The following is a 17558-nucleotide window of genomic DNA, read 5'->3' as shown; positions in this document are numbered from 1 at the left end:
AGGGGAAACGAATGAATCTGAAACCGATCGTTATGGTATTCACCGTTGCGCTGTTGCTGAACGGCTGCGCGACGACAAAAGAAGAGATGCTGCCGACTGGCGAGCATACCATGCTTGAACTGTGGAACGGGGCAGACGGTGAAGGGGGAACCACTCGTCAGTCCGCTGTTGCGAGGGACACGCTGCGTCGTCCGTTAACCGACGATGAACACCGGAAAGGTACACAGGACGATCGCAGCTACAGCCGCTCGCAGGAGAGTGAAATTTCACAACAATTCTCCCGGTTGCCCAACCCGGATATGGTGATGTACCTGTATCCCCATCTGGCTGGCGGCAACACGCCAGTGCCTGGCTATAGCACTGTATTTCCTTTCTACAGCCAGACACAGTATGCGATGCCAGGTGAACGTACGGAGGCGCTGTAATGTTTTCTCTTTTCGGCCGTAAAAATGAAGTGAAACCAGACGGCATGCCAGGGCAGCCAGAGGGGAAGGATTCTCCTCTGGTTATTCATGGTCGGGAGCCACTGACGCGACCGGGCCGGATGACCCGGCAGGAAGAGTCAAAAGTGTATCACGCCAACCCGTCCATCATTGATTATCTGCCCTGGGTGGAATTCCTGGATGAAGAGGAGTGTCTTCTGCTTGAGGACGGTATTTCTGTCGGTGCGGTTTATGATGTGACGCCGGTGGCCACGGAGGGACGTACGGATGACAGGCTCGAGCAGATCCGCGATACGGTGGAAGATGCCCTGCAGGACAGTTTTGATGAATATGACGAGAATCCCTGGGTGGTACAGTTCTTCTGCCAGGATGAAGATGATGCTGAATCGTATCTGGACCACTTACGCGGTTACGTGAAACCGCATGCGCAACGCACGGCATTTACGGAAGCCTGGCTGGGTGAAATGGAACGTCATATCCGTAGTATCTCGCGGCCGGAAGGGCTGTTTACCGATGCGTTGATCACCGGTCAGCCGTGGCGCGGCCAGCAGCGTCGCACCCGTATGGTTATTTATCGCTGGATCGGGAAATCTGCGTCCCGGGACCCGATGCCGCCGGTGGCGATGCTCAACCAGGCGTGTGAACGTGTGGTAAGTGCGCTTGGCGGGGCCGGTATTCGTTGTACCCGCCAGAACGGCCTGCAGGTTCACAGTTGGCTGCTGCGCCTGTTTAATCCGTCTCCGGACTGGGTGGAGAAATCCACACTGTATCATCAGGCGGCGTATGCCGATCCGCGCAACTTCCCGGCGGGCGTGGCGCCGGTCAGCAATGATTTTGCTGAAACGCTGTGGTTTACGCCACCCGTTTCGGATCCGGAAAACGGCGTATGGTGGATAGATAATAAACCACATTGTGCGCTGCCGGTTGAGAGACTGCGTACTCCACCAGAGCCGGGTACCATTACCGGTGAACAGGCCCGTGGTGAGAAAAAAATCAACGCGCTGATGGATATGTTTCCGGAAGGGACACTGCTGTGCATGACGATTGTTGTGCAGCCGCAGGACAGGCTGGAAGAACAGTTTAACCGCCTGTCGAAAAATGCCGTCGGGGAGAATACCGAATCCGGCCGTGTCCGCCAGGATGTGAAAACGGTGAAAGAGTATCTGGGAAACCGGCATAAGCTGTATCGTGCCGGGATCACCTTCCTGCTGCGCGGGGATGATATGGATAATCTTAAGCGTAAACGTCTTGATTTGACCACCGTATTGCTTGGGGCCGGTCTGCAGCCGGTTCGACCGGAATTTGAGGTGGGGCCGCTGAATACCTGGCTGCGGGCGCTGCCAATGTGTTTTAACCCGGACAGCGATAAAAAATACTGGTACACCCGTCTGACCTGGGTACAACACCTTGCGGGGTTGCTGCCGGTTACCGGGCGGGAAACCGGTACCGGCAACCCGGGTTTCAGCTTTTTTAACCGCGGCGGCGATATTCTGACGTTTGATCCACTGAACAAGTATGATCGTACCCAGAATGCGCATCTGTTGTTGTTCGGACCGACGGGGGCAGGTAAGTCGGCCACGCTGTGTTATGCCTTTTCTCAGCTGATGGCGGTTCACCGACCACGTCTGTTTATCGCTGAAGCCGGGAACAGTTTTGGCCTGCAGGCTGATTATTTTGAAAGCCTTGGACTTTCTGTCAACAAGATAAGCGTCAAACCGGGTAGTGGGGTCAGCCTGCCGCCGTTTGCCGACGCGCATAAACTGGTCGAAGAAGGGCTGGCAGCACATGCTGTTGATGAAAGCGACCTCCCCGATATTGATGCTGACAGCGATGGAGAGGGTGAAGACGAGGATAAACGGGATATTCTCGGTGAGATGGAGATTTCAGCCCGGATGATGATAACGGGCGGCGATCCGAAAGAAGAAGCCGAAATGAAGCGTGCCGACCGGGCTATGATCCGTGAAGCGCTGCTGATGGCCGCGCATGCAACATATAAAGAAGGGAGGCAGATGCTGCCTTCTGACCTGCAGAAAGCGTTATACAGCATTGCCGGTGATGACAGCGATGAGGGGCAGAATGTCCGTAATGCCCAGCGTAAGGCGAAAGCCGCAGAGATGGCGGAGGCGCTGGGGATGTTCACTCAGGAAGGCAGCTTTGAGGCGGAGCTGTTCAACCGCGAGGGGGAGTTGTGGCCTGAAGCGGATGTGACCCTGGTGGATCTCGGTCATCTGGCGCGTGAGGGTTATGAAGCGCAGATGGCGCTGACCATGGTGTCAATGACCAACATGATTAACAATATTGCGGAGCGGGACCAGTATCTCGGCCGCGATATTGTCTTCGCGGTGGATGAGGCGCATATCGTGACGGTTAATCCACTGTTGTCGCCGTATATGACCAAAGTGGTCAAAATGTGGCGAAAGTTGGGGGCCTGGCTGTGGCTGGCCACGCAGAACCTGAAGGACTTTCCGGATATTGCGGAGAAAATGCTGAACATGGCGGAGTGGTGGATTTGCCTCACCATGCCACCGGAGGAGGTGAAAGATATCAGCCGGTTCCGTGCGCTCACGCCTGAACAGGAAGCCGTACTACTTTCCGCCCGCAAGCTGTCAGGTTGCTATACCGAAGGGGTGGTGCTGGCCAAACGTATTGAGGCGCTGTTCCGTGCTGTTCCCCCCAGTCTGTATCTCGCGCTGGGCATGACGGAGAAAGAGGAAAAGGCGGAACGCCGGGCGCTGATGCGTGAGCATCACTGTAGCGAACTGGATGCGGCGAAGCTGATTGCCCGTAAACTGGACCGGTTGCGAGGACTGACTGACGCACACGACGAGGAGAGCACAGCAGCATGATGACGCTGAAGTATCCGGTGCCCTGTGTTTGCGGTAATGACAGCCCGGATAACACTGTTTTCACCCTGCCCCCGCAGGGGGAACCCGGGATATCAGTGGTGACGCAGGCTAATCTGCAACGTCTGAGCGAACACATCCGACAGCGAATGAACGGCCCGGTGACCGTTACCTGTCACCCTCATCGGGTGGGCCTGAGCAGTTGTGTGGCGGTGACGGTGGAGGGCAGACTCCGCAGAGCGGTTAATATTCTTATCACCGTTAGTGGGCAGGGAAGCTGGCCGGCAGAGGAGGAGTACGAACATCCCCGCTGGTATATTACCGTGACGGACGCGGCCGATATGCTCTATCTGGTACTTTGGTTAGGTGATATATTAGACTAAATTTTAAATAACTTGATGGTTTGGCCATTCTCCACTGGCCTACTATCAGGCGACAATAGCGGCGGACTGGCGGAGCAATACCGGGTAGGTGATTAGGAACCAAGTCAGTCAATGGTAAGGAATTGGTATGGCTCTATTGGATGTAATAAAAGGCTGTTGGTCAGCAAAAGAAACTGGTGCTTCGATTAATGAACGACAGGGAGTCTATGATACCTTAACGCCGAAAATAATTACTGATAGCAGTGTTGAACCTTATTTTGATGCGCTGGATTTTGCTTTTTCCAAATCAGATGTGAAAAATATTGCTATTACTGGACCTTATGGTGCAGGTAAAAGCACAGTTATTCTTTCTTATCTTAAATCTCGCCTTAAAAAAGATTTTATCAATGTGTCACTTGCTGATTTTTCCTTGTCAGGAAAGAGTGAAAAATCAGAATCAGAGAGCGTAGAGATTGAATTAAGCATACTCCAGCAGATCCTGTACAAGGAAAATAAAGATAATCTTCCTGATTCACGTATTGATCGGATTCAGAATAGAAATAAAAAACACATTTTTTCTCTTTTCGCTACTGTATTAACAGTGGTTGGGCCGATATTATTGTTAGCTGTGGCACTGTTTCCTAAAAAAATCCTGTCATTATTTAGCGTAGATGAAGTTACGCTAAATACGATCATTGATGCTTATCCAGCACGGTTGGTATTTAGCGCTTTTATGGGAATGGTTGGTTTGTTTTTTATCGTTCGGGCTGCTTCCAAAGCTGGTATTTTCGATAAGAAAATCAAGCTTAGCAAGATAGCATTTCTTCAGGGTAGTGCCGATATGGCATCCCAGGATGCTTCTTCACTGCTTAATAACTGCCTGGATGAGATTGTCTATTTCTTTTCCCGTTCACAACATAAAATTGTGGTATTTGAGGATTTAGACAGGTTAGGTAACACCGAAGTATTTGTTAAGCTAAGAGAGATTAACCAGATAGTTAATAATAATATCCAGGGTGAACCGGTTAGATTTGTCTATGCCTGCCGGGATGATATTTTCCTTGGTGCAGATATCCGGACTAAATTTTTTGACTTTATTTTACCTGTGATCCCAGTGATGGATTCCCGGAATGCCTACACTCATTTAAAAAACAAACTAAATGATTTTCCGACCAATGAGCAGGCGCTTCTTAAGCAGATGTCATTGTATATAAGTGATATGCGCTCTTTGCAAAATATTGTCAATGAGTTCAATCTGTTCAAGAAGGTGGTTGATGACAATAGGAATCAGGCGAAGATTTTTTCACTTATCTTTTATAAGAATATCTACGCACAAGATTATAACCTGACGGATAAAAAATCAGGTGTTTTATATTCATTTATCCACGACTATCGTCTGCGTAAGCTACATGAAAATTATTTCATTAGTTTGGATGAACGATTGCAGCAGCTTAATACTAAATTAGCAAGGATAAAACAGGAGTTTGCTACCTCTGATGCAGATTTGCGTAAACAAATCATTAGTCGTTTTATTTCTCCGGAGTTGTGGCCATTAATCTCATTTGCTAAACAGAATTCTAATTATTATGGGCAATATGACAAATATTCAGCGCGGAATTTTTATGAAAGTGAGAGTGATTTTAAAAGTTTCTTTTCTAACTCTGCACAGTTATATATTGGGTGTGAAATTAATAGAGGACCGCAATTTTTTCAAATTGACACAACTTCAATAGTAGAAGAGTACAACAAAAGAGTTGAAGTTATCGCCAAAGATAAAGCAGCAGAATATCAAAAAACCATCAGTGAAATTGATGAGGTAAAAGAAAAAATTCGTACCCGAAATTCCATTTCTCTGGCGGATTTATTAAATTTAATTGGATGGGAAAGATTTAAGGCGATTGCTGAAGGTTATATTGAAAAATGTGATGATCGCACGATTATTGACTTGGAACAGCTGGATACTATCCGCAATGGATTCCGCTTTGGCGGCTTAGAGGCTCTTTATTATCTGTTGACCAATGGTCATATTATGCAGGATGTCATGATGTTCAGGTCTGTCTTTCATCAGGGAACCATTTCTGTTAATGATAATGACTATATAAAAGCCGTTGGTCGTCATATGGGTTGTGAAGAAGTAAACCAAAAATTCTTACTGGACAACCCCAAAGATGTGTTGGCGGAATTGATTGGCCAGCGTTATCAATATCGCGCTGGTGCTATCCACCATCAAATCGTAGCACTATTGCTTGATAGCCGTCATAGCGTTGACACAAAAACTTTGTCTGACATGGTTTCTATGATATTCCAGCAATCCTCTACGGATATTCTGGCTATATTTAATGTTTTAGAGTCCAGATTTGTTGATGCTGAATATTTCATCCAGTTAGTGATCTTTTCCTTGGGGGATAACCGCTATCTGGATAAGATGATCGTTGTGATTGAGGAACAAGAACGCAGCAGTATCGTCACGTCAATTGTTACGAAGATGATAGCTTTAATCTCACCTGAGATATCAGCCAATCAGGAAAATTATCGACAATTCATTATCGAGCAAGGATTTAGTTTGATTTCTAATGTGGAGGATAGCAATCTTCAACTATTTCTTAACAATATCAAACTTCTTGGCGTTATTTACCATGATATTTCTTTGCCGATCACTCCCTCTGAAACTCAGGCATTAACCTTTATCGCCGAAAACCAGATGTATACTCTTGATAAGAGCAGTTACAGAGTTATCGTTGCTGGATTGTTACAATATGAAAATATACCTTGCGATCGGGTAGATGAGCTGCCGTGGTCATTACTGGAGAAGTACCAATTATCCAGCGTAAAAGAGTACGTGAATGACAATATCGATATTTTTGTTCGGGAAATATTTATAGACTCTAAGGAAAGTAGTGAGGCTATTGTATCGGTGCTTACTCACTCAAATTTAAGTGATGACCTTAAAATTGGTATACTGAAAAAGATGCAATTCACTGTGGTGGATTTACATGATTTTCCAGAGCATATTGATGCTGATATGGATGAATTATCATACCATGATCTGTTCTACCGCTACGATCGCATAGCGCCGGGATGGGATGCTTTATTAAATTATATTTGCGAAGGGTGCAACCTTGAGGTATTAACCCAATATATTGAAGAGCATGCTCAGGTTTTGAGCCAAAAGGAAGTGAGCCTGGTTGATGGGGATCGCTATGATCTCCTTTATATGAAGGTTATTTGCAATGATAAACTTAGTGATAGTGCATATTTCTCAGTGTTAAAACCAGTTTATATTAATGTTCATTATTGGGATGAACGGTTGAGCTTGGATAACTTTCTGCGTCTGATAAAAAATAGCAAAGTAGAGTTGGATACAGAATCCTTTAAACAGGCAGTGCAATGTTTCATTTCGGATACTGCTAAGGGAAGTATTGAACCATTTGTACTGTGGTTTTCTCAATTTAAAGAAACCTTTTTCTCCGATACAGATTATTATCTTCGGGATGAGCATGACGATACTTTTCTTGAGGAAATGTTGGTTGCTATTCATAACTCCCAGTGCTTCACTTTTTCGGAAAAAGCCACGCTGCTGTTCAAATACCGTGAGCGTTACCATGAGTCCTTCCTTGATGAGCTAACTATCTCTAACGAAGGTTTACTCGCTATAATTGCGCTTTCTACTGATGATAATTTTTCCATGAATCTGATAGTCAGGCTGTTAAAAAATGGCTATCGCAGTCGAGTGGAGATCGCACGTCTGGTGGGCAGGCTTGAAGAAAAAGAATTCTCTAAGATATTTAATCAAAAAAGCGCAACACTGAATCTCAGTAATGGTCAACAAGCGGAACTATTCCTGTCTGCTTTACAGCAAGCTGGTCTTATTAAAAAATGGTCACTTCGGGAAGCAGGCAAATATCACGTACACTGCTGTTATGAAGAGGATGAGAACTACATTGATTGAGAATAAGGGCAACTGCCTTCTCCCGTTTCTATGCGGACGGGAGAAAAGGAGCTGTTCTGCATCTGAATAGCGCTACAAAAAGCAAGTTATGTGTTGTCCTACGGCAACTACATACTCATGAATGGCAAGTATAGAGGTATCAGGAACGTCTATATTAACAGTTGAATGAAATTAGCAGGACATGACATTTACTGGTAAAAGGCAAGCTCAGCGTAACACCAGTAATTAATTTTTATTTTTGGGTTTTTAGTTTTTCGATGTTTTATTGAGCGTTGGGGAGCACGCTGTCAGACGATTCAGTCTGACGGAGTCTCCCTAATGAAATTACGTGATTTTATCCTTCTGCCGGCGTTGTTGCCGGTATCCGTTCTGGCCAGCACGGTGGTATATACCGACAGCCAGCACTTGCCTGAAAATCTTTCCCCGAATGTCGTGGTTGTGTTGCTGGATGAACCTGAACGCCTGCAGGCGAAAGTGTTTGGCCAGCTTCCGGCTGACCCGGAGCTGGCAGCAATGCAGGCCAGGCAGGTGATGTCCTCCCCTCAGTGGCAACAAAAGCAGCAGCAACTGGTCACGGCATATCGCCAGGTAGTGCACGCCCGGGAACTCGGTATTCGCAAGGTGCCCGCTGTCGTTTTTGACGAACGGGATGTGGTTTATGGCACAACTGATGTCGCGCGGGCTCAGGCACTACGGCTGCAGGCAGGAGGTGGTCAGTGAATCAGCCTCCTTCCCGACTCAGAAAAACGTTCTGCTCTGCCGCTGTCGCCACCGTTCTGGCCACAGCGTCAATACCTGCAGCGTTTGCTGCGCTGAATACGGCACAGATAGTGGCCAGTGCAGTGACGCAGGACTGCATTAGTTGGCGGGTAAAAGGTATCTGTTACTGGCTGTTCTGTACTGCATTCGGCTGCACCGTAAAAACCTCTGTAAAGGTCACCCATTTTATCCCGGAAGCGGTGGTTTCGACCTACGTTGCGCCCGGTGGAAATCCCTGGACAGAGATGGCTTTTGTCAGCCAGACGGCGGGCGGGCTGGAAAATGTCGTTACTGGCGCTTTGTCAGGGGTGACAGCCGGTGGTGCCAACCCGGCAGATATGAAGAACCCGGGGCAGCGTAAATCTAATATTCGCTTCAAATACGCCGATGCCATTGGGCATCCGGCCACGTCTCTTATCGGGGGCAGTATCGCCGGGTATTCCTGCGACAGCGCCGCCACTCCCCTGATGCCGTATTTCCTCAGCACGCTGGACTCGATTGCCTGGCGAACGGGTGTTCCGGAATCGCTTTATCCCGAGGCACTGATCCCCGGTCGACGGGAAATCGGTAGCCAGGCATCCGGCAACATGTGGGGCAACGTCTACCCGCGCTCCGGGTTTGTCAGCCAGACCGATGATGACAAAGCGTCGGCGGTGGTGGCACAGCGTGTGGCGGACATTATCACCCGGACAGGCCAGCCGCACGTTTATCAGGTGCTAAAAGGGACCCGCCACGACGGGTACTGGCCACCGGGAGAAGTCACGGAAAACACCGGCACTAAGAACCATAAGTGGCAGCGTCTGGCGCCTCAGATGACTCAAAGCTGCGCGGTATTTCCGGACGGGAGCCACAGCGCGGCTACTGATAATAACGAGGCCTTTGCGCTGTGGCAGCCCTACAGTTGCTGCAAGCGTATGGGGCAGAGATTCCTGAGCAGCACGGATTTTTGACGAGGTAAAACATGAACATCGATACATTTAAATCAGCAACCGGCGCAGTGCTACTGCTTGCCGGAACTGTGGGTACCCTATTGCCTGTCCGGGCTGAAATTTCGCTACCGCAGGTTAATGACAGCGCTTTTGGTTACGGCAAATCCGTTGACGGCGCGGTATCCGACAAATTGTTTTATACCCTGGGTGGTGGGTCGGTGATATCGCAGCCGGCGACGCGCAGCAATATGAAAAAAATGGGTCTGGATGTGGGGTGGAGCAGTGACCTGATGTGCGGCAACTTTGACCTCAAAACCACAATTGGCAACCAGTTAAACGGCGTAACCGATGGTTTTAAAAACCTGATGGGTGACGTTATTCAGGGGGCAACCGGCGCGGTGGCCAGCCTGCCGGCAATGCTTATTCAGCGGGCCAATCCGGGACTGTATGACATGCTGACCAACGGTGTACTGCAGGCGAATGTCTCGTTCGACAAAGCACAACTGAACTGCCAGAACATGGCGAAGAAAATGATGGATTTCAGTGATACCAGCAAGTGGAGCCAGGCAGCTATAGCTGAAGAATATAAATCGCTCGTCAATAGTGGGGAAACGGACGCAATACGTGCAGACCAAAAATATCAGGATGCAGATGGAACCGCTGGCAAAAAATGGATTGGTGGTCAGATAAGAGGAGGAAAAGGGCAGAAGGCGATCCGGCCGACCTATGATTTGGCATCTGCTGGTTACAACATGATGAACAGCCTCAACGTACTAAGTTCAGAAACCGTGAGTAGCACCAGTTGTAACGGTGGTGCCTGCAGTAAGTTCAGTAATGCTGAAGAAGCTGCACAAGCCGTGGTGAGAGTTCTTGGTGATCGCTCAATGCGCACCTGCAGCAATGCGTCGCAATGCACCAGTGGAGATACCGATGATCAGCCCGGTCTGTCCGTTGCTGGTACAGGATTTGCCCCGATGCTGGAAGAAGCCACAAAGAACAATACAGAGCAACTGGTGAAACTGGTTAATGGTGCCGTAAAACCCACGGCAAATGAACTGGCGAAGCTGAAAACGGGTGGTTTGCCGGTAACGGCCAATGTCATTAAGGCACTGCAACGTGACCCGGATAATACCGCACTGACAGTTCGTCTCGCCAGTGAGCTTGCCATGTCTGATACGGTCGAAACCGCTTTGTTGATGCGCCGGATGCTGACAACAGGTATGAGTGAGCCAAATGCTCAGGATCAACCTATTGCACTGGAAGATGGTGTTCGCCGGATTGATGCACTCGATCGCGAAATCATGGCATTGAAGAATGAAATGGACCTTAAACGAGAGCTGGCGAGGAACTCGGTACTGACCATCATTGAGCGGGACAACGAACGTGTCGGCACAAACCCAATGATTCAGCAGACGGACAATGCCGACAGCCGGTTCCAGAAACTTGATACTCCTGATGCAGAGTAAGGAAATTGTGATTATGAAAAACAGTCACCGCGACCAGCTGCGTAAAACAGGAAAAGGGTTAAAAGTTGGGACGCTTTATCTGCTGGTTCTGGCATTGATAATGGTCCTGGGATTCTGGCTGGCCGATACGGGAATGCGTCATCCGGAGAGCGTGGCATCCCTGAAGCGATGGATGCACGCAACGCGCTACGGCTGGCTGGCGTGGCGGCTGGTTATCTACTGCGCCGTCGGGTGGGGACTGTGGAAAATCTGGCATGCACCGGGCTTTCGGCAGGAATATCGTCGTCCACTGCTGCGCATCGCCGGCGCCAGCACATTATTCTTTCTGGTCTGCGAGTACTCCATTTTTTCCGGCGTGGGAGGCTGATTCACTATGACAACGAACAGCTATCTGGAGTATTTCCTGACCCTGCTGGGTTGGCTGGTCAATAATGGCCTCTGGGACGTCCTTGTCAGTACCGGACTGTTTGCGCTGCCAATGGCCTTTAAGGTCGTGGGTATCTGGCTGAAGGTTCGCGAAGAAGGGGAAGATGAAGGTAACAAGGGTATGCTGTCGCTACCCCGTATCGAGAATGCGCTTTATGGTGCGTTCTTCGTGATGATTGCCTGTTGCGTTCCGCTGATTCAGGTGAGCCTGACTACGTTGGAGTTTGATAAAACCCGAGCGAAAACGTGTGGAACCTGGACACCAAAAGCGCCTGATGAAAGTGGTTACAATAACATTATCTCCAGTATGGACGGCGAAAGCGCGGCTGCGCCGGTCTGGTGGGTGTTGGTCCATAAGTTATCCAAAGGTGTGACTCAGGCAGCGGTGGCCAGCATTCCCTGCCGGCCGGATCTGCGGCAACTGCGGTTTGAGGTGCAGCGGACGTTCATTGAGAACCGTGCGCTGGCTGATGAGTTGCAGGATTTTACCAACGATTGCTACTCGCTTGCGCTTTACCAGTGGAAACGGCGCGATCAGGGGCAGACAACAGATAAGGCGGCTTTGTCAGACCTCACTTGGATAGGCAGCAGTACCTTTCTTAAAGGAGACTACACCACCCTGCAGTCGAAATTGCCGCGCGGGATGTTCTCCTGGAGTGATGCCCGTGACAGTGGTCGGCCGAATACCGGTAATGGGGGATACCCTTACTGTTCTGAGTGGTGGTCGGCAGCAGATACCGGCCTGAAGGCCAGGGTGATGGAGCAGGTTGATGACAGCTACTGGCTGCGGTTATCTGCGGCGATGAAGATGATTGGCAGCAGCCAGACTGATTATCAGGAGGAGGTAATACGCCGGCTCGTCAGTCCGGCGAACCTGACGGTATCGCATGGCGGTGAAGTATATAACGGCTATGGTGGTAATGCGGATATGACGGCAATGAATGCGATTTCCCGCATCACCGGAACGGCAGGCGCTTCGGTGGCCTCACTGGGCGCGTTCCCGGCTCTGGACGCGATGCGTCAGGCATTGCCGATGGTGCAGGCTGTTATGCTGATGGCCATTTATATTATGGTGCCATTAATCCTGGCCTTTGCGGCCTATGAGTTCAAGACGGTGATCACCCTGACGTTTGTCATTTTTGCCGTGAACTTCCTGACGTTCTGGTGGGAACTGGCCCGCTGGCTCGACAGCTGGTTGCTGACGGCGCTATACAGTTCTGATACCCACTCACGCTTTAATATGATGGGATTCCAGAATACATCGGATGATCTTATTATGAATCTGGTTATGGGGACGATGTTTATCGTGCTGCCAACCGTATGGATCGGTGCATTGTCTTGGGCGGGTGTAAATATTGGTGTGGCTATCAGTAATGCATCTAAAGAAGGGACTGGCAGTTCACATCAGGCAGCTCAGAATGGCGGAAATCTTGTGAAAGGAGGGATTAGCAGTTTCCAGGCGGGAATGAGTAAGGGAATGAACAAATAACTACTGAAACACAGCGCTGGTATGAGCAGCGCTGTTAGTTGTTATCGTTATGCCATTGCTCAAAATCTAAGTAAGGGCGTGTATCAAACAATGCCGGCGTTTCTTCCGCTTCATCATCGTTGAAACTTGTCAGTAAAGATCTGTCGTCAGCGTGATTGTCTGGTTGAGGGTCAGGTAGCACCGCATTCAGTAGCTTTTTCATGAAAATATTCATATCTCAGTTTTCTCCTGTTTGACTGAGCGCTGTTTTTTTGTTCGAATCACCCTTGTATCATAAGGATTGTTGAAGAAGTGCGCAACCTCAGCGTGGCTGGAGATATCGACATTAATTGGATTGTAAATAATTTTTAAGGAGGAAAGCATGTTCAGGAAGAAAGTATTGGTTGTTTGTATTGTCTCTATGTTTATAACAGCATGTTCCATGGATGAGTTATCTTCAGTAAATAAGAAAATCAGTGATTTTGGATCGTCAATAGCAGGAAATCAGTCATCGCAGAATGAATCAGGCATGCCTAAGTTAGCACCTAAAGTTGAAGCCAGTCAGGATTCCACATCAAAAGATTTATCTATTCCAGTTGATGTCGATACTGCCGCTGCTCGTTTGCGCCGTTATTATAAATTTATGACGACAGATGAGTTAAATAGTATTAAAAATAGAGAAAGTACTTCGGCCCGTTTGGCTGCTGCTGCGATTGAGGAACAAAGGCCTGAATGGTCGGCATCTGCAGGAAGTTATTATAAAATGGGGCGAAAATGGGGCGAAACTGGGGGGAAGGCAAAGATCATATTACACTGGAGGTTGAAAAGAATGGTGTTGGAAGTCGTGTCTATATTCAGTTTTTTTCTTCAAACCCACAACATTTAACAGAAGCCTATTTAGGTAATTTGTATACGCAAGTGAAAGGTGTTGCAGAGGGCAATGTTCGATAATCTATGAGGAAAATAAGAAGGATAGCCTCCTTCTTATCTTTGATTTCATGGTTACAACCAGAGACTGGCGTCGTGAATAATAATGGAATAGCTGCTTATGTTGATTTTTGGGAAAGGGGAAAGAAATGAAATCTTTTCATGATTGGTTTTATTCATCATGTTACAATTCATTTAAAGTTAAAAGCAAGAGACAAGTTATTTTAACTATGGAGAGTTGGCATAAATGTTCTGAGGGGGTGGCGGATAAAATTAAAAACGAAAAAGGGATAAGTTCTATATGCCATAAAGGATGCTCGCGTTGCTGTTCTTTACATGTTTCCTTAATTACGCCGGATGTGTTTTTTATAGCTGAGAATTTAACAAAGAATTTGAGTGAGTCAAAGTTGTTTTTCATTAAAAAAAGGCTAAAACTTCGAGCTGATAAGGTTGAGGAATATATTGATGATAGCTATAGAATGGAGTGTGTTTTTCTCGGAAAAAGTTCTGGGCAGTGTGTTATCTATAATTACCGTCCGGAAGCGTGCAGACGTTTCTTTACTAATGATGAAAAAGATTGCATTGAAAGTAATGGTTCACCACTTCAGGATGGTGCGGTGTTTTATTCAACTGGGATTCTTTCTTCTTATATGGCTCTTGCAGCACATAACAATGACCTATTTATAGATAGTCATGAGATGAGTAAGTCTTTATATATTGCTCTGGATAATCCTTTGCTTTTTAAAAAATGGCTGAGAGGCGAGCCTAATGTTTTTCCGGGTGTTAAGTGGGAAGGGTATCATCAGGAAATTAAAAAAATGAATGCTGATATGAAGATCAAAATAAAGTAAAACATCCTGACATGAAAATATTGACGTAAGCCAGCCTCTATTGGTAGGCTTTAAGTGTTGTAAATGTCGTCAATGACGACCACCAATGCTCCTGTAGCCTGTGAGGAGCGCCTTCGGGTGGCTACTGTCGCGAAAGCGACCACCAATGTTCCGTGCAGTCTGTGAGGAACGCCTTCGGGTGACTGCAAAAGAATTCTCCCGTAGCCTGAAAGGGAGATCATTAATGTGGTACATCTGCGCACCTTTGGAAGCAGATATCGTCAACAAAAGCGCACTATGACGCGGCGATGAGGGTTTCTTTCTCTTTGCTCAGCTGCACACCGGTTCGGGTGTTGCACAACGGGCTGGCCACTTCCAGTCAGACGAATATCGTCTGTGGAAGTCGCATCAACATTTCGTTTCTTCAGTGATACGTCCTGAGTTTCGTACGACTTTTGCATCGACCGGATAAGGCCATTTGGTACATTTGGCCGCTTACGGCGTTGCATTACGAGCACGAAACTGCGCGGCGTCACTTGTGTGCAAGCGAAGCGAACACCAAGTGACGCCGCCAGGCGTACTACGTCAACACCACGTACGACGCGGGTTTACAAGTTGTATTACCTCGTGACGTACGCAATGAAGACGCAATCCCGGCATTCCCGTCACGTCCGTTTTCACGGACGAACGTGCCGGAAACTCATCTCAACCATTGTTAATGACTCAAATTGATATCCATTAACTTTATGATAAATGGAGGAAAATCGTTCTGATATTGAGGCGTCAGCAAAACGCTGATGGGGTGTTTAATTCGCCAGTACCGAGTACTGGTTGATCACCTGTAAAAACTCAACATGGCATTACCCTGCTACACAATATCAAACGAGCCAGGATGGCGAACGAACCGACACGCAGGGAACGTCTGTAATGACGCAAAACTAACAATTTGGTCGCATTGCCCGTTCATACGGGTGAGTTGCAGGCAATTCACCCGTATGAACAGAAGAACAGCTATATCTGTCACTCAGGTGGAGGTAATCTTTGAACAGGAAAACGGCACGATCGAAGGTTGAGCAATTCAGACGCGATTTCATCACGCAGGCTCGTGAGGCGTCTGGCGGATACGCCAGCACAGCCGATAGAATGAGGATCGCAAAATACTTTTTGAATTATCTACGGGAAAACGGGATCCAATTACGCCATGCCGACAGTATTAAGACGCGTCATTTTGTGGGCTACTTGCAAAGCAGAAAAGAGCAGGGTGTCTCTGTCAGAACTATTCAAAATGAACGCTCTGCTATACGAGGGATTTTATTCCGGGGTGGTCGCTACAAACTTGCTGATCCGGACAATCCGTTATTAAGTAATAAAGCTCTTGGTCTTGAACCCGCAAGTCGTGATGGAACAAAGTTGCCTTTAGCACCGGATGAGTTTTATAAGGCGTTCCAGGCTGTGGAAAAAAAGAACCCTGGCGTGGCAGCTGCAATGCAACTTTCCTATGCTCTGGGATTAAGAACAAAAGAAGCTGTTGAGGCGTGTAAATCTGTTCCGAGCTGGAAACGTGCACTGGAATCAGGGCAAAACTCCGTACGTGTTGTATTCGGAACAAAAGGCGGACGCCCCCGGGATACCGTTATTCTTGACCGCGATTCGGTCAGAGCAGCAATTAACTATGCCGAAAAAGTAATGGAAAAACAGAATGGAAAACTTGTTGACCGACCTGATATAAGAAAAGCGATAGATACTTATCGCTACCAGGTTCGTCAGGTCGGTCTGACCGGGAAAAAAGCTCCTCACAGTATGCGGTATCATTTCTCTCAGGAAGCAAAATCCTTTTATGAGCGACAGGGTTATACCGAAAGAGAAATTTTCGCGCAGGTTTCCATGGACCTGGGACATGGTGACGGGAGAGGTAAATATGTCAGACAAGTCTATTTCAAAGAATTGCCTGATGATAATGGTTAAACTTACATACAGAGGTCCTTATGCGCTACGATATATTAATGAAAGCCACTTCGGTTAAACCTGTTTATGAAATTATTCTGGAGGGCAATCAATGCAGTGAAATTGTCATTGCTTTTAATTGTGAAACACCGTTAAGTGAATCTGATACCTGTGCGATGTTGGCAAGGTATTTTGATAACGTGTATTTTGAAGATAACGAACACGATACTTTTACGCAAAAAGGTGATATTTTCGAGATGACGGGAGTAATCAGAGTCCCACCCTCAGAAAAAACGGTTCACCTCAATAAAGGGGAAGTTATCATCCCAATTACCACAAGGTTGACTCATCAGCTTATGTCTCAGGAGTATAATGCCAGGAGTGAGGAGAATGTAAACGGAATGGTTGATAACTGGATTGGGGATCTGTTTAATAAGAAAGGTAACCTGATTATTAACAAATGACAGTGTGTCAGCATACTCAAACGTAACTGCCGCAGCTCACTCAGGGCTGCGGCTTTTTTATTGTTTAAATAGTTGATAAATCGTCTTGACACCCAACTTTAGTGGTCTGAAAATGTACAGGCTAATCTGTTACCTTCGGGTGACCACCAATGTTTCAGCAGTCTGTGAGAAACGCCTTCGGGTGACTGCAAAGAAATCTCCCTCAGCCTGAAAGGGAGAGCATATCGAATGTGGTACATCTGCACACCTTTGGAAGCAGATATCGTCAATACAAGCGCACTATGACGCGACGATGAAGGTTTCTTAAACCTACCAGACAGTCAGAATAATGCCGTTTCTGACTCCCCGACGGGAAATATCTTCCCGATCGGGCAGGTGTTTCCCGTTTTTTTTACAGGAGAAACACGATGTCCGAATCATCCGGTTTAGCACTTCCCCTCATTGTTCACTGGCCTTATCGCTTAAAAACGGTCATTCAGCGAATAACCCGGGGCAGACGGTTACCCCATGACAGCAAGTGGTTTACCAACGTGCCTGGTAATTTTGCCGTTCGCGCTCATGTCGCGTCGACAGAGAAGGGGCTGCGGGTATGGCTCACGCTACGCAGAGGCTGGCACAGCGGTGAATATGTTTATTCTCGTTTAGCTGTACCGGTTCCTGAAAATGCCGGACGCCGCAAAGCTTACCGGCTTGCGTGCCGGCAGGCCGGGCATCTTGCTCACTTTCGTTATCGCTTCCAGCCATAACA

General features: G+C 47.7%; 15 protein-coding genes. 14 read left to right on the top strand and 1 reads right to left on the bottom strand.

Going from position 1 to position 17558, the window contains the following annotated elements:
* Positions 1-11 precede the first annotated feature (11 nt).
* From LU633_RS22225 to LU633_RS22185, 9 genes are all read left to right on the top strand, one after another.
* Entirely contained in the window at positions 12-425 is a 414-nt protein-coding gene (locus LU633_RS22225; RefSeq protein WP_016190718.1) for a TIGR03751 family conjugal transfer lipoprotein, read from the top strand.
* A 44-nt stretch (positions 426-469) separates the two neighbouring features.
* Positions 470-3289 (top strand): conjugative transfer ATPase, encoded by a 2820-nt coding sequence (locus LU633_RS22220; protein WP_232426862.1) that lies wholly within the window; start codon positions 470-472, stop codon positions 3287-3289.
* Entirely contained in the window at positions 3286-3669 is a 384-nt protein-coding gene (locus LU633_RS22215) for a hypothetical protein (protein WP_016190720.1), read from the top strand. The genes LU633_RS22220 and LU633_RS22215 overlap by 4 nt, the downstream gene beginning before the upstream one ends.
* Before the next feature lie 127 nt (positions 3670-3796).
* The gene (locus LU633_RS22210; RefSeq protein WP_016190721.1) at positions 3797-7597 is read left to right on the top strand and encodes a YobI family P-loop NTPase; all 3801 of its coding nucleotides are present in this window, start codon (positions 3797-3799) and stop codon (positions 7595-7597) included.
* A 318-nt stretch (positions 7598-7915) separates the two neighbouring features.
* Entirely contained in the window at positions 7916-8317 is a 402-nt protein-coding gene (locus LU633_RS22205; RefSeq protein ID WP_016190722.1) for a TIGR03757 family integrating conjugative element protein, read from the top strand.
* Complete coding sequence (locus LU633_RS22200) at positions 8314-9306, top strand: TIGR03756 family integrating conjugative element protein (protein ID WP_016190723.1); 993 nt, start codon at positions 8314-8316, stop codon at positions 9304-9306. The genes LU633_RS22205 and LU633_RS22200 overlap by 4 nt, the downstream gene beginning before the upstream one ends.
* Before the next feature lie 11 nt (positions 9307-9317).
* Complete coding sequence (locus LU633_RS22195) at positions 9318-10751, top strand: integrating conjugative element protein (protein ID WP_016190724.1); 1434 nt, start codon at positions 9318-9320, stop codon at positions 10749-10751.
* A 13-nt stretch (positions 10752-10764) separates the two neighbouring features.
* Positions 10765-11118, top strand: a complete 354-nt coding sequence (locus tag LU633_RS22190) for a hypothetical protein (protein ID WP_040465557.1) — start codon at positions 10765-10767, stop codon at positions 11116-11118.
* Between the two features lie 6 nt (positions 11119-11124).
* Positions 11125-12666 carry a conjugal transfer protein TraG N-terminal domain-containing protein gene (locus LU633_RS22185; RefSeq protein ID WP_016190726.1) on the top strand — a complete coding sequence of 514 codons (1542 nt, stop codon included), beginning with the start codon at positions 11125-11127 and terminating at the stop codon, positions 12664-12666.
* A gap of 34 nt (positions 12667-12700) precedes the next feature.
* Here LU633_RS22185 and LU633_RS22180 read toward each other — a convergent pair whose 3' ends face one another.
* The gene (locus LU633_RS22180) at positions 12701-12880 is read right to left on the bottom strand and encodes a hypothetical protein (protein WP_016190727.1); all 180 of its coding nucleotides are present in this window, start codon (positions 12878-12880) and stop codon (positions 12701-12703) included.
* 147 nt (positions 12881-13027) lie between these two features.
* Here LU633_RS22180 and LU633_RS22175 point away from each other — a divergent pair, with 147 nt between their 5' ends.
* From LU633_RS22175 to LU633_RS22155, 5 genes are all read left to right on the top strand, one after another.
* Positions 13028-13531: a hypothetical protein gene (locus LU633_RS22175; protein WP_016190728.1), complete on the top strand. Its 504-nt coding sequence runs from the start codon at positions 13028-13030 to the stop codon at positions 13529-13531.
* Between the two features lie 190 nt (positions 13532-13721).
* Positions 13722-14423 (top strand): YkgJ family cysteine cluster protein, encoded by a 702-nt coding sequence (locus LU633_RS22170; protein WP_016190729.1) that lies wholly within the window; start codon positions 13722-13724, stop codon positions 14421-14423.
* 1020 nt (positions 14424-15443) lie between these two features.
* Entirely contained in the window at positions 15444-16367 is a 924-nt protein-coding gene (locus LU633_RS22165) for an integrase domain-containing protein (protein ID WP_016190730.1), read from the top strand.
* Between the two features lie 20 nt (positions 16368-16387).
* A complete protein-coding gene (locus tag LU633_RS22160; RefSeq protein ID WP_015869809.1) occupies positions 16388-16810 on the top strand; it encodes a hypothetical protein in 423 nt (140 codons plus the stop codon).
* Positions 16811-17217: 407 nt separating this feature from the next.
* The gene (locus tag LU633_RS22155) at positions 17218-17556 is read left to right on the top strand and encodes a hypothetical protein (protein ID WP_016190731.1); all 339 of its coding nucleotides are present in this window, start codon (positions 17218-17220) and stop codon (positions 17554-17556) included.
* Positions 17557-17558 lie beyond the last annotated feature (2 nt).

The organism is Erwinia tracheiphila (genome assembly GCF_021365465.1).
Taxonomy (GTDB): domain Bacteria; phylum Pseudomonadota; class Gammaproteobacteria; order Enterobacterales; family Enterobacteriaceae; genus Erwinia; species Erwinia tracheiphila.
This window is presented reverse-complemented; position numbering and strand designations above follow the sequence as displayed.